Raw genomic sequence first — 19,725 nt, 5'->3', positions numbered from 1 at the left:
GGGGCCGGAAGACGGTCCGGGCCGTGAGCCGCCGGCGGCATAGGTTCTAGTCTGGTGCCCACGACACTGCGGGACAGCGGCGGCGAACACGAGGGAGTCCAGGGTGAGCAGCGATCGGGACGGCGTCTACGTCGGCGGCAACCCGCCGGAAGAGGACGACTGGTCGGACACCCCCGACTACACGCCCCCCTCCTGGTACACCCAGGGCGAGCCCGCCCGGGTCAGCACCCCGCCGCAGGACGCCGTACCCGTGGCGCCCGTGGCCGAGCCCGCCGCCGAGCCGGCACCCAAGTCCCAGCCCCAGCCCCAGTCCGAGCCCGCGGAGGCCGTCGCGCCGCCCCGGCTGCCGAACCAGGCCCGGACCGAGGCCGACCCCCAGGAGCAGGAGCAGGCCGAGCCCGCGCCACCCCTCGCGCCCCGGCCGACGTCGCCGGTCGCGCCCACGGCGAAGCTGCCCGCGCTGGACCTGGACGCCCTCATCTCCCAGCAGTCCGCGCCCCAGCAGTCCGTGCCTCAGCAGTCGGCCGCACCGGTGACGCCCCAGGACGCCGCGGCCCCGACCCCGTGGCCCGGCACCGAGCAGCCGCCGTTCCAGCAGCCCCCCGCGCCGTACCAGCCGGGCCACCCCGGGCCGGAGACGGCGGGCGCCACCCCGTACCCGCCGTACCAGCAGCCGGTTCCGTCCGGCGAGCGGCAGCAGCCCTTCCCGGCCCAGCCCGGCCCCCCGCAAGCCCAGCCCGGCCCGCACGCGACCGAGGCGCCGCACGCCCCGCAGCAGCCCCAGCCCGGCCCCGGCCCCGGCGCCCCCTGGCCCCAGCAGCCCGCCGCCCCGGCCGACCCGCGGACCGACCCGCGGACCGGCGGCTGGCCGCAGCCGAACACCGCCGGCCACCCCGGCGCCAACCCCGGCCGGCAGCCCTACCCGCCGGCGGCCCCCGCCGCCTTCGCCCAGCCCGGCGCCCCGGGCGCCCCGCTCGGCTACACCGCCGCCGTCGAACTCTCCTCCGACCGCCTGCTGCGCAGCCAGCCCAAGCAGCCGCGCCAGCTCCCGCGGATCAGGTTCGGCGGCAAGGCCGCGCAGGCCGAGCGCGAGCGCCGGCTCGGCATCATCCGGACCCCGGTACTCAGCTGCTACCGGATCGCGGTGATCAGCCTGAAGGGCGGGGTCGGCAAGACCACGACCACCACCGCGCTCGGCGCCACCCTCGCCAGCGAGCGCCAGGACAAGGTGATCGCGATCGACGCCAACCCGGACGCCGGCACCCTCGGTCGCCGGATCAAGCGGCAGACCGGCGCCACCATCCGCGACCTCGTGACGGCCATCCCGCGGCTGCACAGCTACATGGACATCCGTCAGTTCACCTCGCAGGACCAGCACTCCGGCCTGGAGATCCTGGCGAACGACGTCGACCCGGCGGTCTCCACGACGTTCGACGACTCGGACTACCGCCAGGTCATCGACGTACTGGGCCGCCAGTACCCGATCATCCTCACCGACTCGGGCACCGGCCTGCTCTACAGTGCGATGCGCGGCGTGCTCGACCTCGCCGACCAGCTGATCATCGTGGCCACCCCGAGCGTGGACGGCGCGAGCAGCGCCAGCACCACGCTCGACTGGCTCTCCGCGCACGGCTACGCCGAGCTGGTGCAGCGCAGCATCACCGTGGTCTCCGGGGTGCGCGAGACCAGCAAGATGATCCGGGTCGAGGACATCGTGGCGCACTTCGAGACCCGCTGCCGGGGCGTGGTGGTGGTCCCGTTCGACGAGAGCCTGGCGGCTGGGGCCGAGGTCAACCTCGACATGATGCGGCCCAAGGTCCGGGAGGCCTACTTCGAGCTGGCCACCCTGGTCGGCGAGGACATCATCCGGGCCCAGCAGGCGATCGCCGGTGCCGGCGGCGGCTGGCAGCAGGCCGCCCAGCCGCAGGCGCAAGCGCCCTACCAGCAGCCCCCGTACCAGCAGTCCGCGCAGCAGCAACCCCCTCAGCAGTGGCCCGCGCCGCCCCAGGGGTACGGCCACCCGCAGCCCGGCCAGCCCTGGCCCGGCCCGGCCGACCCCCGCCAAGCCGTCCCCCACCAGGCCGACCCGCAGCACGGCGATCCCCGCCAGGCGGATCCGCGCCAGCCCGGCCCGGCACACCCCGACCCGTACGCGCGCCCCGACGAGCACGGCCACCCGGTCCCGCCCGCGCAGCCGTACCACCCGGGGCCACCCCCACAGGGCTACGGCTACCCGCCCCAGCAACACCGGCAGTAGCCAGCAAGCCCGAAGGGCCAGCCGGGGATTCCCGGCGGGCCCTTCCGGACCAGCGCTCCAGGCAACCAGCACCTCGAGCAACCGCGGCCGCTCAGCCGGCCCCGGTCAGCTCCCGGGCCTGCTTGACGTCGGCCGCCATCCGGTCGAGCAGCGCCTCGATCGAGTCGAACTTCTCCATCCCGCGCAGGAACGTGAGGAAGTCGACCGCGACGTGCAGCCCGTACAGGTCCAGCCCCACCCGGTCGATGGCGTACGCCTCCACCGTGCGGGTCCGGCCGTCGAAGGTCGGGTTGGTGCCCACCGAGATCGCCGCCGGCATCCGCTCCTCGCCCACCGTCAGCCACCCGGCGTAGACGCCGTCAGCCGGGATCGCGCTGTGCGGCACGGTGTCCACGTTGGCGGTCGGGTAGCCGAGCTCCCGCCCGCGCTGCGCCCCGCGCACCACGATCCCCTCGACCCGGTGCGGGCGGCCCAGCACCTCGACCACCGAGGCAACGTCACCCTCCGCCACCAGCCGCCGGACCAGGCTGGACGAGAACGGCTCGCCGCCCCCGGCCTCGCCGCGGACCTGCAGGTCGAGCACCTCGACCTCGAAGTCGGCGGCCCGGCCCAGCTCGGTCAGCAGCGCGACGTCCCCGGCCGCGCGGTGGCCGAAGCGGAAGTTCGGCCCCTCGATCACCAGCCGCGCGTGCAGGGCGTCCACCAGCACCTGCTGGACGAAGAACTCCGGCGACTCCCGGGAGAACTCCGCGGTGAACGGCAGCACCAGCACCGCGTCCACGCCCAGCATCGCCATCAGCTCGGCCCGCCGCGGGTGCGGAGCCAGCAGCGGCGGGTGGCTGCCGGGGCGGATCACCTCGCGCGGGTGCGGGTCGAAGGTCACCACCACGGCCTTGACCCCGAGTTCACGGGCCCGGGCCACCGCGCGGTTGATGATCAGTTGGTGTCCCAGGTGCACACCGTCGAAGGAACCGATGGTGACGACGCTACGTCCCCAGTCGCCGGGAATCTCCTCCAGGCCACGCCAGCGCTGCACCCTGACCGCTCCTCTTCCGCCGCGCGCACCGCTCCGGTGCTCGAACGCTCGAACTCGAACCCCTATAGCGTGCCATGCGCCCGACCGAGCCCCGGCACCGGAACACCCGCCGAGGCCGCCGGGGCCGGCACGGGCGCGGTCCGGACCGGGGCCCGCTCGGCCTCGGCGGCGGCGAACTGGGGGTCGCGTCCCTCGGCGACCAGGATGCGCATCCGGGCCAGCAGCGGACCGCCGACGGGCGGTCGGGCGTCGGCCGGCCACTCGGCGAGCAGCAGCGCGAAGCCGGCGCTGCGACCCGCGCAGCGCACCAGGGCGGCGTCGAGTGCCGCGGCCCGGGCGCGGTCCCAGGAGTCGGCGATCCGCCGGACCACCGCGCGCAGCCGATCCGGCCGGTGCGCCGCGCAGGTCAGCGCCAGCCGTTCCAGCACCGGCCCGAGCACGGCCGGGTCCGGCTCGGCGGCCAGCAACCGGTCCAGCAGTTCCTCGCGCAGCGGGTCGGCGGGCCCGGGCGCGGCCAGCACCAGTGCGAACGCCCGGCGCACCGGTGCGGGCCGGTCGGCCGGCCGCGGACCGAGCAGCGCGGTCAGGTCGCCGCGCGCCGCCGTGCCGCGGACCAGCCGCTGCCCGAGGTACTCGGCGACCAGCTCGGCCCGCTCCGGCCGGTCCCGCAGCAGCCGCCCGGCCAGCCGGGTGGCCGGGTCCGGCAACCCGTCCGGCACCGGACGGCCCACGCCGGCGGGCGGCGCCACCGCGAGCACCCGCAGCACCGCGGCCACCCCGCCGCCGGGCTCGGCGAGTCGCGCTTCGAAGGCCGCCAGCACCGCCTCCTGGTGACCGTCCAGCGCCGGTGCCAGCACGTCCGGGGTGACGAACGGGTCGTCCGCCCGGTAGGCGGCCAGCGCGGCGGGCAGCCGGGCGGCCCGGGTGCCCGGGTCCCGCACCAGCAGCGCCAGCGCCGCGCCGTGCAGGCCGGGCTCGTCCTCCCGCGCCAGCAGCGCGGCGGCGGCGTGCCGGAGCAGCTCGCGGCCGGCGCCGGTGGCGTACGGCGCCGCGCGCAGCGCGTGCACCGCGGCCGCCACGTGCCGCTCCGGGCGCCGGTCGTGACTCCACCGGTCGACCGCCCGGCAGAGTGCCGACGGCTCCTCCACCGCCAGCACGGTCAGCAGCGCGTCCGCCCGCGGGTGCGCGGCCTCGACCAGGGCCTCCGTCAACTCGTCCACGGCCAGGGCGCGGTGGGCGTGGAGCAGGTCCTGGGCCAGGTCCGCGACGCTCGCCCCCGGCCGGCCCGGCAGCAGCCGGCCGTCGTCGAACCAGCGGCAGAGCAGCGGCAGCACGGTCGGCGGGTCGGCCCGCAGCAGGCCGGCCGCCGCCGTCAGGAAGCCCTGCTCGGGGCCGTCCGCCCGGACCAGCGAGCGCAGCAGGTCGAGCCGGTCGGGCGGCTGCAGCGGCAGTGCGGCCCAGAACACCGGACCGAACGGATCGGGGCCGGCCGCGGGCTGCCCCGCCGACTCGGCCAGCCGGGCCGCCAGCCGGTCCAGCAGCGCCCGGTGGACCGCCGGGTCGGGGACCGCGCGCAGGCTCACCGCCAGCAGCCGGGCCGCCCACCAGTGCGGCTCACCGCCGGGTGGGGAGCTCTCCAGCGCCCGCAGCAGCCGGTGCAGCCAGAGGTCGAGCGCGACCGGGCCACGGGTCCCGCCGATGGTGCGCAGGGCCGCCGCGACCGCGCCGAGCCGGTGCCGCGGCACGGTCCGCCCCGGCGGTCCGGCCGGGACGCCGGACCGGCCCTCGTCCTCGTCCAGCAGCAGCCTCAGCGCGCCGTCCAGGTCCAGGTGCAGGCCCTGCAACCAGTCCGCCAGCTCCTCGTGCGCCAGCCGGTAGCCGTCCCCGGCGGGGACGAAGAGCTCCTCGGCGAGCACCGCCCGCGCCCAGCCGGTGTCCGGTGGGAAGAGCTCCTCGAAGGCGGCCCGGCCCAGCCCGCCCTGGCCCGGGCCGAGCATCCGCCGGGCCGCCTCGTGCACCCGCCCGGCGACGACGGCCGCCAGCCGGCGCAACTGCCCGGGCGAGGGCGGCGCGGCCGGACGGGTCTGGCCGCCGCGCCGGTGGGTGCCCGGGCGACCGGGCTGGGCGGCCGCGGTCTCGGCGATCCGCCGGCCGATCCGCAGGCAGGCCAGGTCCAGGGTGGCGGAGCAGAGCGCCGAACGGTCGGGGGCCGGCCGATCCACCCCGGCGGCGCGCAGTTCGCCGGCCCACCGCAGCGCGAGCGGGTCCACCGGTCCGGTCGGCGGCGGCACGCCGTAACGCCGGGCGACCCGCTCGGCCGCCTCGCCGCTCAGCGGGCCGAGCCGGTGCAGCTGGACACTGCCGGCCTCGACCCCGTCGGCGTACTGCTCCCAGGTCTCCGGGCGACAGGCGAGCAGCAGCCGGACCCCCAGGGCGCGCAGCCAGCGCGCGGTCTCCCGGTGCCAGGCCGGGCCGAACGCGGCCGGTGCCTCCTCCGGGCCGTCCAGCACGACCAGCAGCGGCCGACCCGCCGTCGCGGCGACCCGGGCGACCGCCTCCGCCAGCGCCTCGCCGCCGGTCGCCCGCGCGCCCGGGATGCCCGCCTCGGCCCGGGCCAGCGCCCGGCCGACCGCCTCGGCCGGCGAGCGGTCGCCGGCCCGCAGGTCGGCGCCGCGCAGCCAGAGCGTGGGCAGCGGCCGGGGGCCGTCCGCCCGGCGCACCGCGAGCGCGGCCAGTTCGGTGCTGCGGCCGCTGCCGGGCTCGCCGACCAGCACGGTGAGTTCGGCCCGCGGCTCCTCGCCGGCCAGCCCGTCCAGCCGGTCCACCCGGTCCGCGGCCAGGTCGGCGATCCGTGCCGGGCCGGCGGCGGCGCCGGCCAGCTGCCGGGACGCCAGCTCCAGCACCCCGCCGAGGTTGAGCGCCCGGCCGTAGCCGGGAACGGTCGCCGCGTTGCGCGCCAGCAGGGCGGCGAGCGGACCGGCGGCTCCGGTCGGCTGGACCGGCACGGCGGCCGGCACCCCCGGCGCCACCCCGCGCAGCCCCGGCGCGAGCAGACCCAGTACCGCGCCGCACTCGGCGTCCAGCACCGGCAGCCCGGCCGACGCGGTCGCCATCGGCCCGGCCACCGCCTCCGGCAGGTCGAAGAGCAGTGTGCCCTCCAGCAGCAGGGGTCGGCCCGGGCCGGGCAGCAGCGCCGAACCGGTGCCCAGCAGCGCGCCCGCGAGCACCGCGCCGGTCGGCCCCTGCTGCGCGAGGAACGCGAACGACGACTCGGGCGGTTCGTCGGGGCGGAGCAGCAGCACCGGCTGCCCGGCCCGGTACGGCCCGAGGACGAGCGGTGGCCCGACCGGCCCGCCCGCGTCGAGCAGCGCCAGGCCGTGCTCCGGCAGCGCGGTCACCCGCTCCGCCGGCAGCTCCCGGCACTCCCCGCCGGCCGTCTCCAGCAACAGGCCGCGGCCGTCGGCCACCACCTCGTAGCCGGTCAGTACCGTGCCGTCCGGATCGGCCGCGATCCCGTAACCGCGCGGCCGGCCGTCCAGGCCGCGGATCCTCAGCAGGGACCGCCAGGATCCCTCCGCCGCTCCGTCCGCCAGGCCACCCGCCATCCGTGCTGCCCTCCCCCGGCGGGCCGGGCGGGCTCCTGCTGGGCCCTCTGACCGCTCCCGTGCTCGCCGCGGGGAACCTTGCCCACGCCGCGGGCCGGGCGACCCCGGCCACCCCGTTCACCCCGGGCGTTCACTTCGCGCGCTCGCCCGTTCGGGTGAAGCGGTGCGTCAGCCCACTGACTCGTGGGCAAGTCCCCGAGCTGGCACGGGCGACGGTTCGATCGACGGCCCCGGCTCAGCCGACGAAGACCGCCACCGGCCGGGCCTGCCCGGCCTTCTCCTCCACCAGCGCGAGGAAGGTCCCGTCCGGCCCGAACACCGCGATCGGCCCCTCCACCCCGAGCCCCGGCGCCTTCAACCGGACCCCGGTGGAGAGCAGTCGAGCCTCGTCCGGACCGATGTCCCAACGCGGGAAGGCCGCGGCCGCCGCCTCGGCGATCGGCAGCACCTCGAACTTCTCCTCCAGCTGCTCCAGGGTGCGCGCCGACTCCACCCCGTACGGGCCGACCTTGGTGCGCCGCAGCGCGGTCAGGTGGCCACCGACGCCGAGAGCCGCGCCGAGGTCCCGGGCCAGCGCCCGGATGTAGGTGCCGGAGGAGCACTCGACGGTGACGTCCAGGTCCACCACCGGCGTGCCGTCCTCGGCCACCGCGGCCCGCTGCTCGTGCACGGTGAAGGAGTGCACGGTGGTCGGCCGGGCCGGGATCTCGAACTCCTCGCCCTCCCGGACCCGGTGGTACGAGCGCTTCCCGTCGATCTTGATCGCGCTGACCTTGGACGGCACCTGCAGGATCTCGCCGGTCAGCTCGGCGATCCCGGCGTCGATCGCCTCCCGGGTCACCGCCGTGGCCGGCACCGACGCGGTGACCTCGCCCTCGCGGTCGTCGGTCACGGTGGTCTGGCCGAGCCGGATGGTCGCCTCGTAGGTCTTCGAGGTGAGCATCAGGTGCCCGAGCAGCCGGGTGGCCCGCTCGACCCCGACCACCAGGACCCCGGTGGCCATCGGGTCCAGCGTGCCCGCGTGCCCGACCTTGCGGGTCCCGGCCAGCCAACGGGTCTTGGCGACCACCCCGTGCGAGGTGATGCCCTCCGGCTTGTCGACGATGACCAGGCCGTCGGGCCCGGTGCCTTTGCGCTTCATCAGTTCGTTTCTCTGCGATCGGTCAACTGACCGAGTGGTCAACTGGCCGGCCGGCCACACGGGTCAGCCGGTCGGGTCGAGCGCGGCCCGGAACCGGGCCACCGTGCTCGGCACGTCCGCGCGGACCGCGAACCCGGCCGCGTGGGTGTGCCCGCCACCACCCAGCTCGGCGCAGGCGGCGGCCACGTCGACCGCTCCCCGGGCGCGGCAGGAGCCGCGCAGCGTGCCGTCCGGGTCCTGCTTGAGCACCAGCGCGACCTCGGCCTCGGCCGGGCGGCGCAGGATGTCGATCAGGCCCTCGATCTCCTCGACCGTGACGCTGAACAGCGCCAGGTCCTGGTACGGCACCCAGGTCCACACCAGGCCCCGCCCGCCGACCGCCGCCGGCTCGTAGACCGCGCGCTCCAGCGCGGCGGCGAGCACCTTGAGGTAGCCGAAGGAGGAGGTGTCCCAGAGCTGCCGGGAGATCAGGTCGTGCCGGATCCCGGTGGCCAGCAGCCGCCCGGCCAGCTCGTGGGTGGCCGGCGTGGTGCTGGCGTACTTGAACGAGCCGGTGTCGGTGGCCACCCCGGTGTAGAGGCAGGTGGCCAACTCCTGGTCGAGCGGCACGCCGAGCCGCCGCAGCAGCTCGTCCACCAGCACGGCGGTGGCCGGCGCGGTCGGGTCGATCAGCCGGTGGGTGCCGAAGCCGGGGTTGGAGGCGTGGTGGTCGATGACCACCAGGGTGCGGGCCGCGAAGGCCTTGGCGTGCAGCAGTCCGAGCCGCCCCTCGGCGGCCACGTCGAAGCAGAGCACCAGGTCCGGGGCGTCCGGCACCCGCGCCGCCGGGACCAGCAGCTCCTGCCCGGGCAGGAAGGAGAGCGACTCCGGGATCACCTGCGGGTCGTCGCCGAACGAGACCCGCACCTCCCGGCCCAGCCCGCGCAGCGCGATCCCGGCCGCCAGGGCCGAGCCGAGCGCGTCACCGTCCGGGCTGATGTGGCAGATCAGGTCGATCGAGCCGGCTCGCCCGATCTCGGCGACCACCCGCTGCCACTCCTCCTCGAACCGACCGCCCGGGCCGCAACCGGCCGGACCGGACGGCTCGGACAGCCCGGAACCGAGCGGTGACTCGGTGCGAGGGCCCGGAAGCACCGCGAGGGCGTCCTCCACCGTGCTGGTGGAGGACGCCCTCACCGAACCGGCCGCCGCCGGCTCGCCGGCCATGGCCTACTCGTCCTCGTCGGCGGCGTCGCGCTCGGACGCCGGCGCCTTGTAGGGGTCCGCCTCGCCCGCGTACGTCGCGCCCGCCGCGGCGGTCCGGACGGCCGCGTCGGAGGCCCGGACCTTGTCGAGCAGGTCGTCGATGGTCCGGGCGGTGTCCGGCAGCGCGTCCGCGACGAAGGTCAGCGACGGGGTGAAGCGCACCCCGGTCTGCTTGCCGACCTCGGAGCGGAGCACGCCCTTGGCGCTCTCCAGCGCGGCGGCCGTCGCCTCCCGCTCGGTGTCGTCACCGAAGACCGTGTAGAAGACCGTGGCCTCCCGCAGGTCACCGGTGACGCGGGTGTCGGTGATGGTCACGAACCCGAGCCGCGGGTCCTTGATCCGCCGCTCCAGGGTCTGGGCGACGACCACCTGGATGCGGTCGGCGAGCTTGCGCGCCCTTGCGGTGTCGGTCACGTTGCCTCCTCGTGCAGTGGGCACAGTACCCGGGTCGACTGCTCACCCGTCGGGGCCCATGCCCCAAAGTACCGGCCCGCGCCCAGCCTTGTGAGCGCTCTCGGTCGTCCTCCGGGTGTGACGGTGGCGACTGTTCCCCAGTCGTCCGCCGCACCCCGAGCTCATTCATCGTCGTCGCCGTGGTAGCGCCTGCGTGCGGAGAGCAGTTGCACCTCGGGGCGGCCGGCGACCAGCCGCTCACAGCTGTCCAGGATCTCGGTGACGTACCCGGCTTCGCCGGACACCACCGCCAGGCCGATCTCGGCCCTGCGGTGCAGCTCCTGGTTCCCGGTTTCCGCTGCGCACACGCTGTACCTGCGCTGCAGCTCGGCCACGATGGGCCGCACGATCGAGCGCTTCTCCTTGAGCGAGTGGACGTCGCCCAGGAGCAGGTCGAAGGTGAGTGTTCCCACGAACATGTAAGGCAGGTCTCGCCGACCTGAAGGCCTCGTAGGGCGCCCCCGCCCGAGCGGGAGCTCGTGCCAGGACCCTACACAGCGAGACCGGGGCCGGTCGACGGGAAATTTCCCGGCCGACCGGCCCCGGCTGCTACGCGGCTCAGGCGCGCGGCTTCTCGCGCATCTCGAAGGTCTCGATGATGTCGTCGACCTTGATGTCGTTGAACGACCCCAGGGTCACACCGGCCTCGAAGCCCTCGCGGACCTCGGTCGCGTCGTCCTTGAAGCGGCGCAGACCCTCGATGGTGAGGCTCTCCGCCACGACCTTTCCGTCGCGGATGAGGCGGGCCTTGGCGTTGCGGCGCAGCAGGCCCTCGCGGACGATGACACCCGCGATGTTGCCGAACTTGGAGCTGCGGAACACCTCGCGGATCTCCGCGGAGCCGAGGCGCACCTCCTCGTACTCGGGCTTGAGCAGGCCCTTGAGCGCCGCCTCGATCTCCTCGATCGCCTGGTAGATGACCGAGTAGTACCGGACGTCGACGCCCTCGCGCTCGGCCGCCGTGCGAGCACGGCCCTCGGCGCGGACGTTGAAGCCGATGATGATGGCGTCCGAGCCCATCGCCAGGTCCACGTCGGACTCGGTGATGGCACCCACACCGCGGTGCAGGATCCGGAGCTCGACCTCCTCGCCCACGTCGAGCTTGACGAGAGCGTCCTCCAGGGCCTCCACCGAACCGGAGACGTCACCCTTGATGATGAGGTTGAGCTGCTGGATGCCGCCGGCCGCGATCGCCTGGTCCAGGTTCTCCAGGGAGATCCGCAGCGGACGCTTGGCGAACATGGCGTTGCGGTCACGGGCCGAGCGCTTCTCGGCGATCTGGCGGGCGGTGCGGTCGTCGTCGACGACGATGAAGCTGTCGCCGGCGCGCGGCACCGAGGTCAGACCGAGCAGCAGGACCGGACGGGACGGACCGGCCTCCTCGACGTTCTTGCCGTTCTCGTCGAGCATCGCCCGGACGCGGCCGTGGGCGTCGCCCACCGCGATCGAGTCGCCGACGCGCAGCGTGCCGCGCTGGACCAGGACGGTCGCCATGGCGCCGCGGCCCTTGTCGAGGTGCGCCTCGATGGCGATACCCTGCGCGGCCTGCTCCGGGTTGGCCCGCAGGTCCAGCGAGGCGTCCGCGGTCAGGACCACGGCCTCCAGCAGCTGGTCGATGTGCAGACCCTGGCGCGCGGAGATGTCGACGAACATGGTGTCGCCGCCGTACTCCTCGGCCACCAGGCCGAACTCGGTCAGCTGGCCGCGGACCTTGGTCGGGTCGGCGCCCTCGACGTCGATCTTGTTGACCGCGACCACGATCGGCACGCCGGCGGCCTTGGCGTGGTTGAGCGCCTCGACCGTCTGCGGCATGACGCCGTCGTTGGCCGCGACCACCAGGATCGCGATGTCGGTGGACTTCGCACCACGAGCACGCATGGCGGAGAACGCCTCGTGACCCGGGGTGTCGAGGAAGGTGATCCGGCGCTCCTCGCCGTTCACCTCCGCCGAGACCTGGTACGCACCGATGTGCTGGGTGATGCCACCGGCCTCGCCGGCGACCACGTTGGTCTTGCGGATCGCGTCGAGCAGGCGGGTCTTACCGTGGTCGACGTGACCCATCACGGTCACCACCGGCGGACGCGGCATGAGCTCGTCCTCGTCGCCCTCGTCGGCACCGAAGTCGATGTCGAAGGACTCGAGCAGCTCACGGTCCTCGTCGTCCCGGCTGACGATCTCCAGCACGAAGCCCATCTCGCCGGCCAGCAGCTCGAGGGTCGAGTCGGCGACCGACTGGGTCGCGGTGACCATCTCACCGAGGTTGAACATCACCGAGACGAGCGCGGCCGGGTTGGCGTTGATCTTCTCCGCGAAGTCCATCAGCGAGGCACCACGCGACAGGCGGACGGTCTGCCCGTTGCCGCGAGGCAGCATCACACCGCCGACGGACGGGGCCTGCATGGCCTCGTACTCCTGGCGACGCTGACGCTTCGACTTGCGGCCACGGGCCGGACGACCGCCCGGGCCACGACCGAAGGCACCCTGCGTGCCGCCACGGGCGCCCGGACCACCGGGACGACCACCGAAGCCACCCGGACGCGGGCCGCCACCGAAGCCACCGCCGGCACCGCCGCCACCCGGACGCGGGCCGCCGAAGCCGCCACCGGCCGGACGCGAGCCCGGACCGGCCGGACGACCGGCGAAGCCCGGACGGGCGCCACCGGCACCCGGACCACCGGGACGGCCGCCGGGGCCACCCGGGCCACGGCCGCCGGGGCCCGGACGCGGGCCGGCGCCCGGGGCGGGACGCTGCGGCATCATGCCGGGGTTGGGACGCGGCATGCCGGACGGGCTCGGCGCACCCGGGCGGGGGCCGGCCGGACGGGGCATGCCGTCGGGACGCGGACGGTCGCCACCGGGACGCGGCGCGCCAGCACCGGGACCACCAGCGGGACGCGGACGGTCGCCACCCGGACGCGGACGCTCGCCGCCAGGCGCACCAGCGGGACGCGGACGGTCGCCGCCCGGACGCGGACGCTCGCCACCGGGCGCACCAGCCGGACGCGGACGGTCGCCACCCGGACGCGGACGCTCACCACCAGGCGCACCAGCCGGACGCGGACGGTCGCCACCCGGAGCGGCCGGACGACGGTCGCCGGGGCGGGCCATCCCGGTCGCGCTGCCCGAGGTGAAGGGGTTGTTGCCCGGACGCGGGCCGGCCGGACGCGGGCCCGGACGGGCGCCACCGGCCGCGGGGCCGGCCGCCGGACGCGGGGCCGGGGTGGCCGGACGCGGCGCGGCGGGGGCGGCGTCACCGGCCGGAGCCGGCGAGGAGAACTCGGCCGCGGGGGCGGCCGGGGCCGCCGGAGCGGCGGGGCGGGCCGCCGGACGCGGGGCCGGGGTGGCCGGGCGCGGCGCGGCGGGGGCGGCCGGAGCGGCCGCCGCGGGGCCGGCCGCCGGCGTGGGCCGGGGGCCGGGGGTCGCGGTGGGACGCGGACCCGGCGTGGGGGCACCCGGCTTGGGTGCGGCCGCACCGGCACCGCCGGCGGGCGTGGGCGCCGCGGGCTTCCGCGGGCCAGGCTTCGCGGAGGAACCACCGGACGGCGGAGTCGCTCCCAAAGCGTCAGTCAACTTGCGCACGACCGGCGCCTCGATCGTCGAGGACGCCGAACGGACGAACTCACCCAGCTCGGTGAGCTTGGCCATCACGGCCTTGCTCTCCAAACCGAGCTCCTTGGCGAGTTCGTATACCCGGACCTTAGCCACTTCGCTCCTGTCTATAAGTCCGGGGTGATCGTCCGCCGGACCGTCGCTACTTCATGGGCGTACTCATCGCGTACTCATCGAGTGCTCATCGCAATCTCGACCTACTTCCATCTCGCGAGGTACCTGACTGGTGGCGCGCCGCACCGGGGTGCGCGCGCCGTGCTCATTGCGGTGGTTCTCCCCCGCGGGCGGGGGTCTGCGTCGCCCTCCGAGCCGGCCCGAGGGGGACCCTCAGGACGCCGGGGCCCCTTCTGCCCGGGCCTCGACGTGTGCGCGCAGCGCCTCCGTGTCGAGCGCGCCCTGGAGCCGGAAGGCCCTCGGGAACGCCCGGCGGCGGACTGCCAGGTCGAGGCAGGTCAGGTCGGGATGCAGGTGCGCGCCCCGCCCGGGCAGCGTCCCGCGGGGATCGGGGACGCAGACGCCCTCGACCGCCGTGACACGCAACAGCTCGTGCTTGGCCGCTCGCTTGCGGCAGCCCACGCAAGTGCGTTCAGGGCATGCGCGGACACGCGTCCGGCCGGACACCATCAAGTCTACCCCTCCGCAGGGACTGACCGCGGCCCCGCCTATCAGGACGGGGCCGTGGTTATGGAATGACAACGTGTTTACTCGGCCACCGATTCCCCGTTCCGGTCCTCGGTCCCGGCCTCGGTGTCCGGCCGGATGTCGATCCGCCAGCCGGTCAGGCGGGCGGCCAGTCGGGCGTTCTGGCCCTCCTTGCCGATCGCCAGCGACAGCTGGTAGTCCGGCACGATAACCCGGGCGGAGCGCTGCGCGTAGTCGACGATCTCGACCTTCGTCACCCGCGCGGGCGACAGCGCGCTGGCCACCATCTCGGCCGGGTCCTCCGACCAGTCGACGATGTCGATCTTCTCGCCGTGCAGCTCGGCCATCACGTTGCGGACCCGGCCGCCCATCGGGCCGATGCAGGCGCCCTTGGCGTTCAGGCCCGAACGGCGCGAGACCACCGCGATCTTGGTGCGGTGCCCGGCCTCGCGGGCGATCGCGGCGATCTCGACGCTGCCGTCGGCGATCTCCGGGACCTCCAGCGCGAAGAGCTTCTTCACCAGGTTGGGGTGGGTGCGCGAGAGCGTCACCGAAGCGCCACGGACACCGCGCCGGACCGCCACCACGTAGCAGCGCAGCCGGGTGCCGTGCTTGTAGTCCTCGCCGGGGACCTGCTCCTGCGGGGGCAGGATGGCCTCCAGCTTGCCGATGTCGACCAGCACGTTCTTCGGGTCGTTGCCCTGCTGGACGACACCGGTGACGATGTCGCCCTCCTTGCCCGCGTACTCGCCGAAGGTCTGGTCGTCGGCGGCGTCCCGCAGGCGCTGCAGGATCACCTGCTTGGCGGTGCTGGCGGCGATCCGGCCGAAGCCGCTCGGGGTGTCGTCGAACTCCCTGGGCTCGACGCCCTCCTCCAGCTCGCCCGCGTCCTCAAGCGCCCACACGGTCACATGGCCGGTCTTGCGGTCCAGCTCGACCCGGGCCCGGCGGCGCGATCCCTCGGTCCGGTGGTACGCGATGAGGAGCGCCGACTCGATCGACTCGACCAACAGGTCGAACGGGATGTTCTTCTCGGTCACCAGCCCGCGCAGGGCACTCATGTCGATGTCCACGGCTACGCCTCCTCTGCTCTCTTACTCACTGCTCGTCGTCGTTGGTGTCGTCGGCGCCATCGACATCCGCCTCCGCGTCGTCGGCGAGCAGCTGCTCGTCCTCCTTGCGGTTGAACTCGACCTGGATCCGGGCCTTGGCGACCTCGGCGAAGGCCAGCCGGCGCTCCTTGGCGCGACCGCGACCCTTGACCGGCTGCACCTCGACCAGTGCGCCGTCCTCGTCCGCTTCCAGGATGCGCGCGACCAGCTCGCCACCCTCGGCGAGCTGGACCTTGACCAGCCGGCCGGTGTTGCGACGCCAGTGGCGCGGCTCGGTGAGCGGGCGGTCGACGCCCGGGGAACCGACCTCCAGCACGTACGCGGCACTGCCCATCAGATCGGACTCGTCCAGCGCCTGGCCCACCTCGCGGCTGAACTCGGCGATCGCGTCGAGGTCCACACCGCCGTCGGCGTCCACGTCGATCTGGACCTGGCGGCGGCTACCGGCCTGGCTCACCTTGACGTCCTCAAGGTCCAGGCCCGCCTGCTCGGCCAGCGGCTCCAACAGGGCACGCAACCGATCGGTGGGGGTGGTGCTCATCCGGGTGACTCCTCGGCCGCGTCTGCTGTTGTCAGAAGGTCGTAACTCGTCCCAAAGCCTATCGGGTCCACCCCCGAACCGCCGATTCCGCCCGGCACCCCAGGCGGTCAACCGTGTCGCGAGCGTGACACCGCCGTGACACGGACGGCGACCGGACGGTAGCGTCCGGGCGGGGGCGCGACGGCTGACGAGGGCTGACGAGAACTCAGAACCCCCTCACCGACACGGCAGCGGGGGCACCGGTGGCACTCGCACGATCCCGCGGGAGCACGTCGATGCAGTCACCCAGCCGGCGCACCCTGCTGACCGCCGGAACGCTGGCCGTCGCCGCGCTGCTGGCCGGGTGCACGGGCGGGGCGCGGCCGGCCCCCGCCCCGCCGGTCCGTGCCGACCCCGACCAGCCGCTGCGGATGCGGGCGGTCGCCGCCAGCGACGCGCTGCTGGAGCGGTACGCCGCGGTGCTGGCCGGGCCGGCCGGCGCCGACCCCCGGCTGCGGCCGCTGCGGGACGAGACCCTGCGGCAACGCGCGGCGCTGGCCGCCGGACTGCCCGGCGGCGGCTCGCCGAGCCCGTCCGCCTCGCACCCGCCCCGACCGTCCGGCTCGCCCACCGGGGCGCCGGCCCCCGCCCCGACGCTGGCCGCGCTGGCCACCGCCGAGCGGACCACCGCGCAGGACCGGCTCGCCGACCTGACCGCCGCCTCCCCCGGGCTGGCCCGGCTGCTGGCCTCGGTCTCGGCGGCCGGCGCCCGGCACGCGGTGCTGCTCGGCGACCGGACCGCGCTGGTGGTCCCCCCGCTCGCCGCGAACACCGCGGCCATCGTGCCGGGCGCCACCGCGTCCCCGTCCCCGGTCCGTGCCGCCCCCACCACGGCGTCCACCGGTGGGACCGCCGCCCTGCAGGCCGCGCTGGCCGCCGAGCACGCCGCGGTCTACGGCTACGGGGTGATCGGTGCCAAGGTCCCGCCCACCGGCCCCGCGCACGACCAGGCCTGGGCCGACTACACCACCCACCAGGCCCGCCGGGACGCCTGGCAACGGCTGCTCTCCGCCGCCGGGGCCACCCCGGTCCAGGCCGCCCCCGGCTACCAGCTCCCGTTCGCCGTCACCGACGCGGCCGACGCCGCCCGGCTCGGCGCCGAGCTGGAGACCCGACTGACCGCCGTCTACGCCGACCTGGTCGCCGGCAGCAGCGGGGCGGTCCGGCTGTCCGCCGCCGCCGCGCTGCGCGAGTGCGTGCTGACGGCCCAGCAGTGGGGCACCACGAGCGGCCCGCTGCCCGGCCTGCCCGAAACCGCCGACAGCGGGCCGCCGACCGCCTCGGCCGGCCCGTCCGGGCCCGCCTGACCAGCGCCGCCGACCGGTCGCCGCAGGCCCCGATACCCGACAATGGACGGGTACCAGGGGGCACGCCCAGCCGGGAGGCCAGCATGGCGGCAGCAGCAAGGCAGATCAGCGTCCCGGACCGGCTGCGCGACCACGTCCTCGATCAGGAGGGCGAGCGCGGCGCGGCCTGGCTGAGCCGGCTACCCGCCCGGTTCACCGAGCAGCTCACCCGCTGGGACCTCACCCTGGAGCGGATCTGCGAGCCCGGCGGACGGCTCAGCCTGGTCGGCTACGTCCGGCGGGACGACGGCAGTCCGGCGGTGCTGAAGGCCGGCCTGGTCACCCCGGAGACCGCGCAGGAGTCCGCCGCGCTCGCCCACTGGGCCGGCCGCGGCGCCGTCCTGCTGCTGAACTCCGAGCCCGCCGAGGGCCTGTTGCTGCTGGAGCGGCTGTACGGCGACATCCCGCTGCTCTCGCTCGCCGAGGCCAAGGCGATGCTGGAGGCGGTCGGCCTGCTGCAGCGCCTCTGGACGCCGCCGAACGCCCAGCACCCGTTCGGTTCGGTGGCCGAGCGGGTCGGCGAGGAGTGCCGGCGGCTGCGCGAGCGCCGTCCGCTGGCCGAGCGGCTGGACGCCCAGCCGCTGGTCGACGAGGCACTGGAGACCGCGGCCGAGCTGCTCGCCTCCGGCACCGAGCGGTTCGTGCTGCACGGCGACTTCCACCACGGCAACGTGATGGCCGCCGACCGCGCACCCTGGCTGGCCATCGACCCCGAACCGCTGGTCGGCGAGCGCGCCTACGACCTGGCCTGGCTGGCGCAGGACCGCTCGGAGACGCTGGCCGGCACCCCCGGCCCGCAGGCCGCCCTGCGGCGCCGGCTGCACCTGCTCTCCGAGGCGGTCGAGGTGGATCGCGACCGGTTGCGCGGCTGGACCCTGTTCCGCTCGGTCGAGGCCGGCCTGGCCAGCCTGGCGGCCGGCGACCGGGGCCGGGGCGAACTCCACCTGGAGTTCGCCGGCTGGCTCTGAGCCCTACTGCTGTCCGAGCAGCGGCAGCCGGGCGCCCATCACCGCGTACGGGCGGTCGGTGTTGGGGAACCGCACCGCCCGGGCCAGGTCCCGGTAGCCGAGCGAGCGGTAGAGCCGGCGGGCCGGGGTCTCCGCGTCGATCGCGGAGAGGATGCTGCGCGGCAGGCCGGAGCGCTCGCACAGCCTGCGGATCAGCGAGGTGCCCAGCCCGTGTCCCTGGAACTCGGGCAGCACGTGCAGCTCGGTGATCGCGAACACCTCGTCCAGCCAGTCGCCGAAGCCGCCGGCCTCCAGGTGCGGTTCGATGACCGTGCTCCACCAGTGCTCGCGCCGGTTGGGCATCCCGTAGCCGAAACCGACCAGCCGGTTGCCCTGCAGCGCCCCCAGCGCGAGCACCCCGGGCTGCTGCGCGTGCCGGGCGACGATGTGCAGTCGGACCGCGACCTCCTGCGGGGTGAGCCCGAAGGCGGCCGACTGGACCTCCAGCGCGTACGGGGCCCAGGCCGCCAGGTCGATCGGCTGGATGGTCACCTCGGTCAGCTGCTCCATGCCCGGGACGTTACTCCGCTTTCAGAACAGCACCGACATGAAGGCGCCGATCTCGCGGAAGCCGACCCGGTGGTAGGCGGCCCGGGCGGGCAGGTTGTAGTCGTTCACGTAGAGGCTGACCACCGGCGCGACCTCGCGCAGCGCGATCTCCAGGACGGCCGCCATGCCGCTCTCGGAGAGCCGCCGCCCGCGGTGCTCGGGGGCGACCCAGACCCCCTGGATCTGACAGGCGCCCTTGGTGACCGCGCCGATCTCGGCCTTGAAGACCACCTGGCCGTCCTCCGAGACCCGGGCGAACGAGCGTCCGGTCGAGACCAGTTCGGCCACCCTGGCCTGGTAGAGCAGACCGCCGTCGCCGGCCAGCGGGGAGACCCCGACCTCCTCGGTGAACATCGCCACGCAGGCCGGCATCAGCAGCTCGATCTCGTCCCGGCGGACCCGGCGGACCAGCGGGTCCGGGGCGACCTCGGCGGACGGCTCGGTGGTGGCCAGCAGCGGCTGGTGCCCGCGCACCTCGCGGGCCGGGCCCCAGCTGCGCTCCAGCAGTGCCCAGAGCCCGGCGGTGGCCTCGGCCGGGCCGACGATCGAGGAGCAGCGGCGGCCCTGCCGACGGGCCCGCTCGGCGAACGCCCGGACCGCCTCCGGCCCGGCGTTCACCGGGACCAGGTTGGCGCCCGCGTAGCAGAGCGACTCCAGCCGGCCGTCCTGGTCGAACCAGCCCCACATCTCGCCGCCGAGCCGCCAGGGGTCGAGCCCGACCGCCTCGACCCGGGTGGCGACGAAGGCGTTGGCCACCGGGTCGCGGTGCAGCACCTCGAGGGTGTCCGCGAGATCCGCGCTCTCCAGGACCCGGGTGGCTTCCCCCAGCCTCCGGCCGGGGGGACCGCCACGGCCCCGTGCGGCCTGCAGCGAGCTGGGCAGCATCACACCTCGATCGAGCACGGCACCTCATTCAACGGCTTCCGCCGCACCCTATCCCCAGGGCAGCACACGGCGGGCGCGGGGTCGTCCGTCCGCGGACGGACGACCCCGCGCGGATTGACGAGCGGTCAGTCGGCGGCGACCACGGTCGGCGTGCCGGAGGCCACGCCCTCGGCCTGCATCTCCTCGGCGAGCTTGAGGGCCTCCTCGATCAGGGTCTCCACGATCCTCGACTCCGGCACGGTCTTGATCACCTCACCC

General features: G+C 75.4%; 15 protein-coding genes and 1 pseudogene. 3 read left to right on the top strand and 13 right to left on the bottom strand.

All coding sequences use genetic code 11. The features are described from left to right. Nucleotides 1-103: 103 nt before the first annotated feature. A complete protein-coding gene (locus ACIGXM_RS35145) occupies nt 104-2,257 on the top strand; it encodes an AAA family ATPase (RefSeq protein ID WP_396568180.1) in 2,154 nt (717 codons plus the stop codon). 91 nt (nt 2,258-2,348) lie between these two features. On the opposite strand, the gene ACIGXM_RS35140 is transcribed toward ACIGXM_RS35145, so the two are convergent. The 10 genes from ACIGXM_RS35140 to rimP form a co-directional block, all read right to left on the bottom strand. Further along, entirely contained in the window at nt 2,349-3,293 is a 945-nt protein-coding gene (locus tag ACIGXM_RS35140) for a bifunctional riboflavin kinase/FAD synthetase (RefSeq protein ID WP_396568179.1), read from the bottom strand. A gap of 62 nt (nt 3,294-3,355) precedes the next feature. Then, the gene (locus tag ACIGXM_RS35135; protein ID WP_396568178.1) at nt 3,356-6,898 is read right to left on the bottom strand and encodes a serine protease; all 3,543 of its coding nucleotides are present in this window, start codon (nt 6,896-6,898) and stop codon (nt 3,356-3,358) included. Nucleotides 6,899-7,133: 235 nt separating this feature from the next. After that, complete coding sequence (truB, locus tag ACIGXM_RS35130) at nt 7,134-8,039, bottom strand: tRNA pseudouridine(55) synthase TruB (RefSeq protein WP_396568177.1); 906 nt, start codon at nt 8,037-8,039, stop codon at nt 7,134-7,136. Between the two features lie 63 nt (nt 8,040-8,102). Further along, a complete protein-coding gene (locus ACIGXM_RS35125; RefSeq protein WP_396568176.1) occupies nt 8,103-9,245 on the bottom strand; it encodes a bifunctional oligoribonuclease/PAP phosphatase NrnA in 1,143 nt (380 codons plus the stop codon). Between the two features lie 3 nt (nt 9,246-9,248). Continuing rightward, nucleotides 9,249-9,698 carry a 30S ribosome-binding factor RbfA gene (rbfA, locus tag ACIGXM_RS35120; RefSeq protein WP_396568175.1) on the bottom strand — a complete coding sequence of 150 codons (450 nt, stop codon included), beginning with the start codon at nt 9,696-9,698 and terminating at the stop codon, nt 9,249-9,251. A 161-nt stretch (nt 9,699-9,859) separates the two neighbouring features. Continuing rightward, nucleotides 9,860-10,156, bottom strand: a complete 297-nt coding sequence (locus ACIGXM_RS35115; protein ID WP_396568174.1) for a DUF503 domain-containing protein — start codon at nt 10,154-10,156, stop codon at nt 9,860-9,862. A 139-nt stretch (nt 10,157-10,295) separates the two neighbouring features. Further along, on the bottom strand, nt 10,296-13,442 hold the full coding sequence (gene infB, locus ACIGXM_RS35110; RefSeq protein ID WP_396568173.1) for a translation initiation factor IF-2: 3,147 nt from the start codon (nt 13,440-13,442) through the stop codon (nt 10,296-10,298). Nucleotides 13,443-13,673: 231 nt separating this feature from the next. Next, nucleotides 13,674-13,967 carry a YlxR family protein gene (locus tag ACIGXM_RS35105; RefSeq protein ID WP_396568208.1) on the bottom strand — a complete coding sequence of 98 codons (294 nt, stop codon included), beginning with the start codon at nt 13,965-13,967 and terminating at the stop codon, nt 13,674-13,676. Between the two features lie 80 nt (nt 13,968-14,047). Further along, nucleotides 14,048-15,061 carry a transcription termination factor NusA gene (gene nusA / locus ACIGXM_RS35100; RefSeq protein ID WP_396568172.1) on the bottom strand — a complete coding sequence of 338 codons (1,014 nt, stop codon included), beginning with the start codon at nt 15,059-15,061 and terminating at the stop codon, nt 14,048-14,050. Between the two features lie 25 nt (nt 15,062-15,086). Next, nucleotides 15,087-15,641, bottom strand: a complete 555-nt coding sequence (gene rimP / locus ACIGXM_RS35095; RefSeq protein WP_396568171.1) for a ribosome maturation factor RimP — start codon at nt 15,639-15,641, stop codon at nt 15,087-15,089. A gap of 275 nt (nt 15,642-15,916) precedes the next feature. Here rimP and ACIGXM_RS35090 point away from each other — a divergent pair, with 275 nt between their 5' ends. Beyond that, nucleotides 15,917-16,987, top strand: a complete 1,071-nt coding sequence (locus tag ACIGXM_RS35090) for a ferritin-like domain-containing protein (protein WP_396568170.1) — start codon at nt 15,917-15,919, stop codon at nt 16,985-16,987. Between the two features lie 83 nt (nt 16,988-17,070). Next, nucleotides 17,071-17,994, top strand: a complete 924-nt coding sequence (locus ACIGXM_RS35085) for an aminoglycoside phosphotransferase family protein (protein ID WP_396568169.1) — start codon at nt 17,071-17,073, stop codon at nt 17,992-17,994. 3 nt (nt 17,995-17,997) lie between these two features. Here ACIGXM_RS35085 and ACIGXM_RS35080 read toward each other — a convergent pair whose 3' ends face one another. The 3 genes and pseudogenes from ACIGXM_RS35080 to ACIGXM_RS35070 all read right to left on the bottom strand — a co-directional run. Beyond that, nucleotides 17,998-18,543: a GNAT family N-acetyltransferase gene (locus ACIGXM_RS35080; protein ID WP_396568168.1), complete on the bottom strand. Its 546-nt coding sequence runs from the start codon at nt 18,541-18,543 to the stop codon at nt 17,998-18,000. 21 nt (nt 18,544-18,564) lie between these two features. Beyond that, the gene (locus tag ACIGXM_RS35075; RefSeq protein WP_396568167.1) at nt 18,565-19,485 is read right to left on the bottom strand and encodes a GNAT family N-acetyltransferase; all 921 of its coding nucleotides are present in this window, start codon (nt 19,483-19,485) and stop codon (nt 18,565-18,567) included. Nucleotides 19,486-19,592: 107 nt separating this feature from the next. Next, nucleotides 19,593-19,725: pseudogene (locus ACIGXM_RS35070) on the bottom strand (4-hydroxy-3-methylbut-2-en-1-yl diphosphate synthase); the annotation flags it as partial.

It is taken from the genome of Kitasatospora sp. NPDC052896 (assembly GCF_044547075.1).
Lineage (GTDB): Bacteria > Actinomycetota > Actinomycetes > Streptomycetales > Streptomycetaceae > Kitasatospora.
Note: the sequence above shows the minus strand (reverse complement) of the source record. Positions and strands in the feature narration are given on the sequence as shown.

Bases quoted from the DNA above. Each gene is read 5' to 3' on its own strand.
- ACIGXM_RS35135 (WP_396568178.1), bottom strand. From the start codon at position 6,898: ATGGCGGGTGGCCTGGCGGACGGAGCGGCGGAGGGATCCTGGCGGTCC.
- ACIGXM_RS35125 (WP_396568176.1), bottom strand. From the start codon at position 9,245: ATGGCCGGCGAGCCGGCGGCGGCCGGTTCGGTGAGGGCGTCCTCCACC.
- ACIGXM_RS35115 (WP_396568174.1), bottom strand. From the start codon at position 10,156: ATGTTCGTGGGAACACTCACCTTCGACCTGCTCCTGGGCGACGTCCAC.
- rimP (WP_396568171.1), bottom strand. From the start codon at position 15,641: ATGAGCACCACCCCCACCGATCGGTTGCGTGCCCTGTTGGAGCCGCTG.
- ACIGXM_RS35085 (WP_396568169.1), top strand. From the start codon at position 17,071: ATGGCGGCAGCAGCAAGGCAGATCAGCGTCCCGGACCGGCTGCGCGAC.
- truB (WP_396568177.1), bottom strand. From the start codon at position 8,039: ATGAAGCGCAAAGGCACCGGGCCCGACGGCCTGGTCATCGTCGACAAG.
- ACIGXM_RS35090 (WP_396568170.1), top strand. From the start codon at position 15,917: ATGCAGTCACCCAGCCGGCGCACCCTGCTGACCGCCGGAACGCTGGCC.
- ACIGXM_RS35080 (WP_396568168.1), bottom strand. From the start codon at position 18,543: ATGGAGCAGCTGACCGAGGTGACCATCCAGCCGATCGACCTGGCGGCC.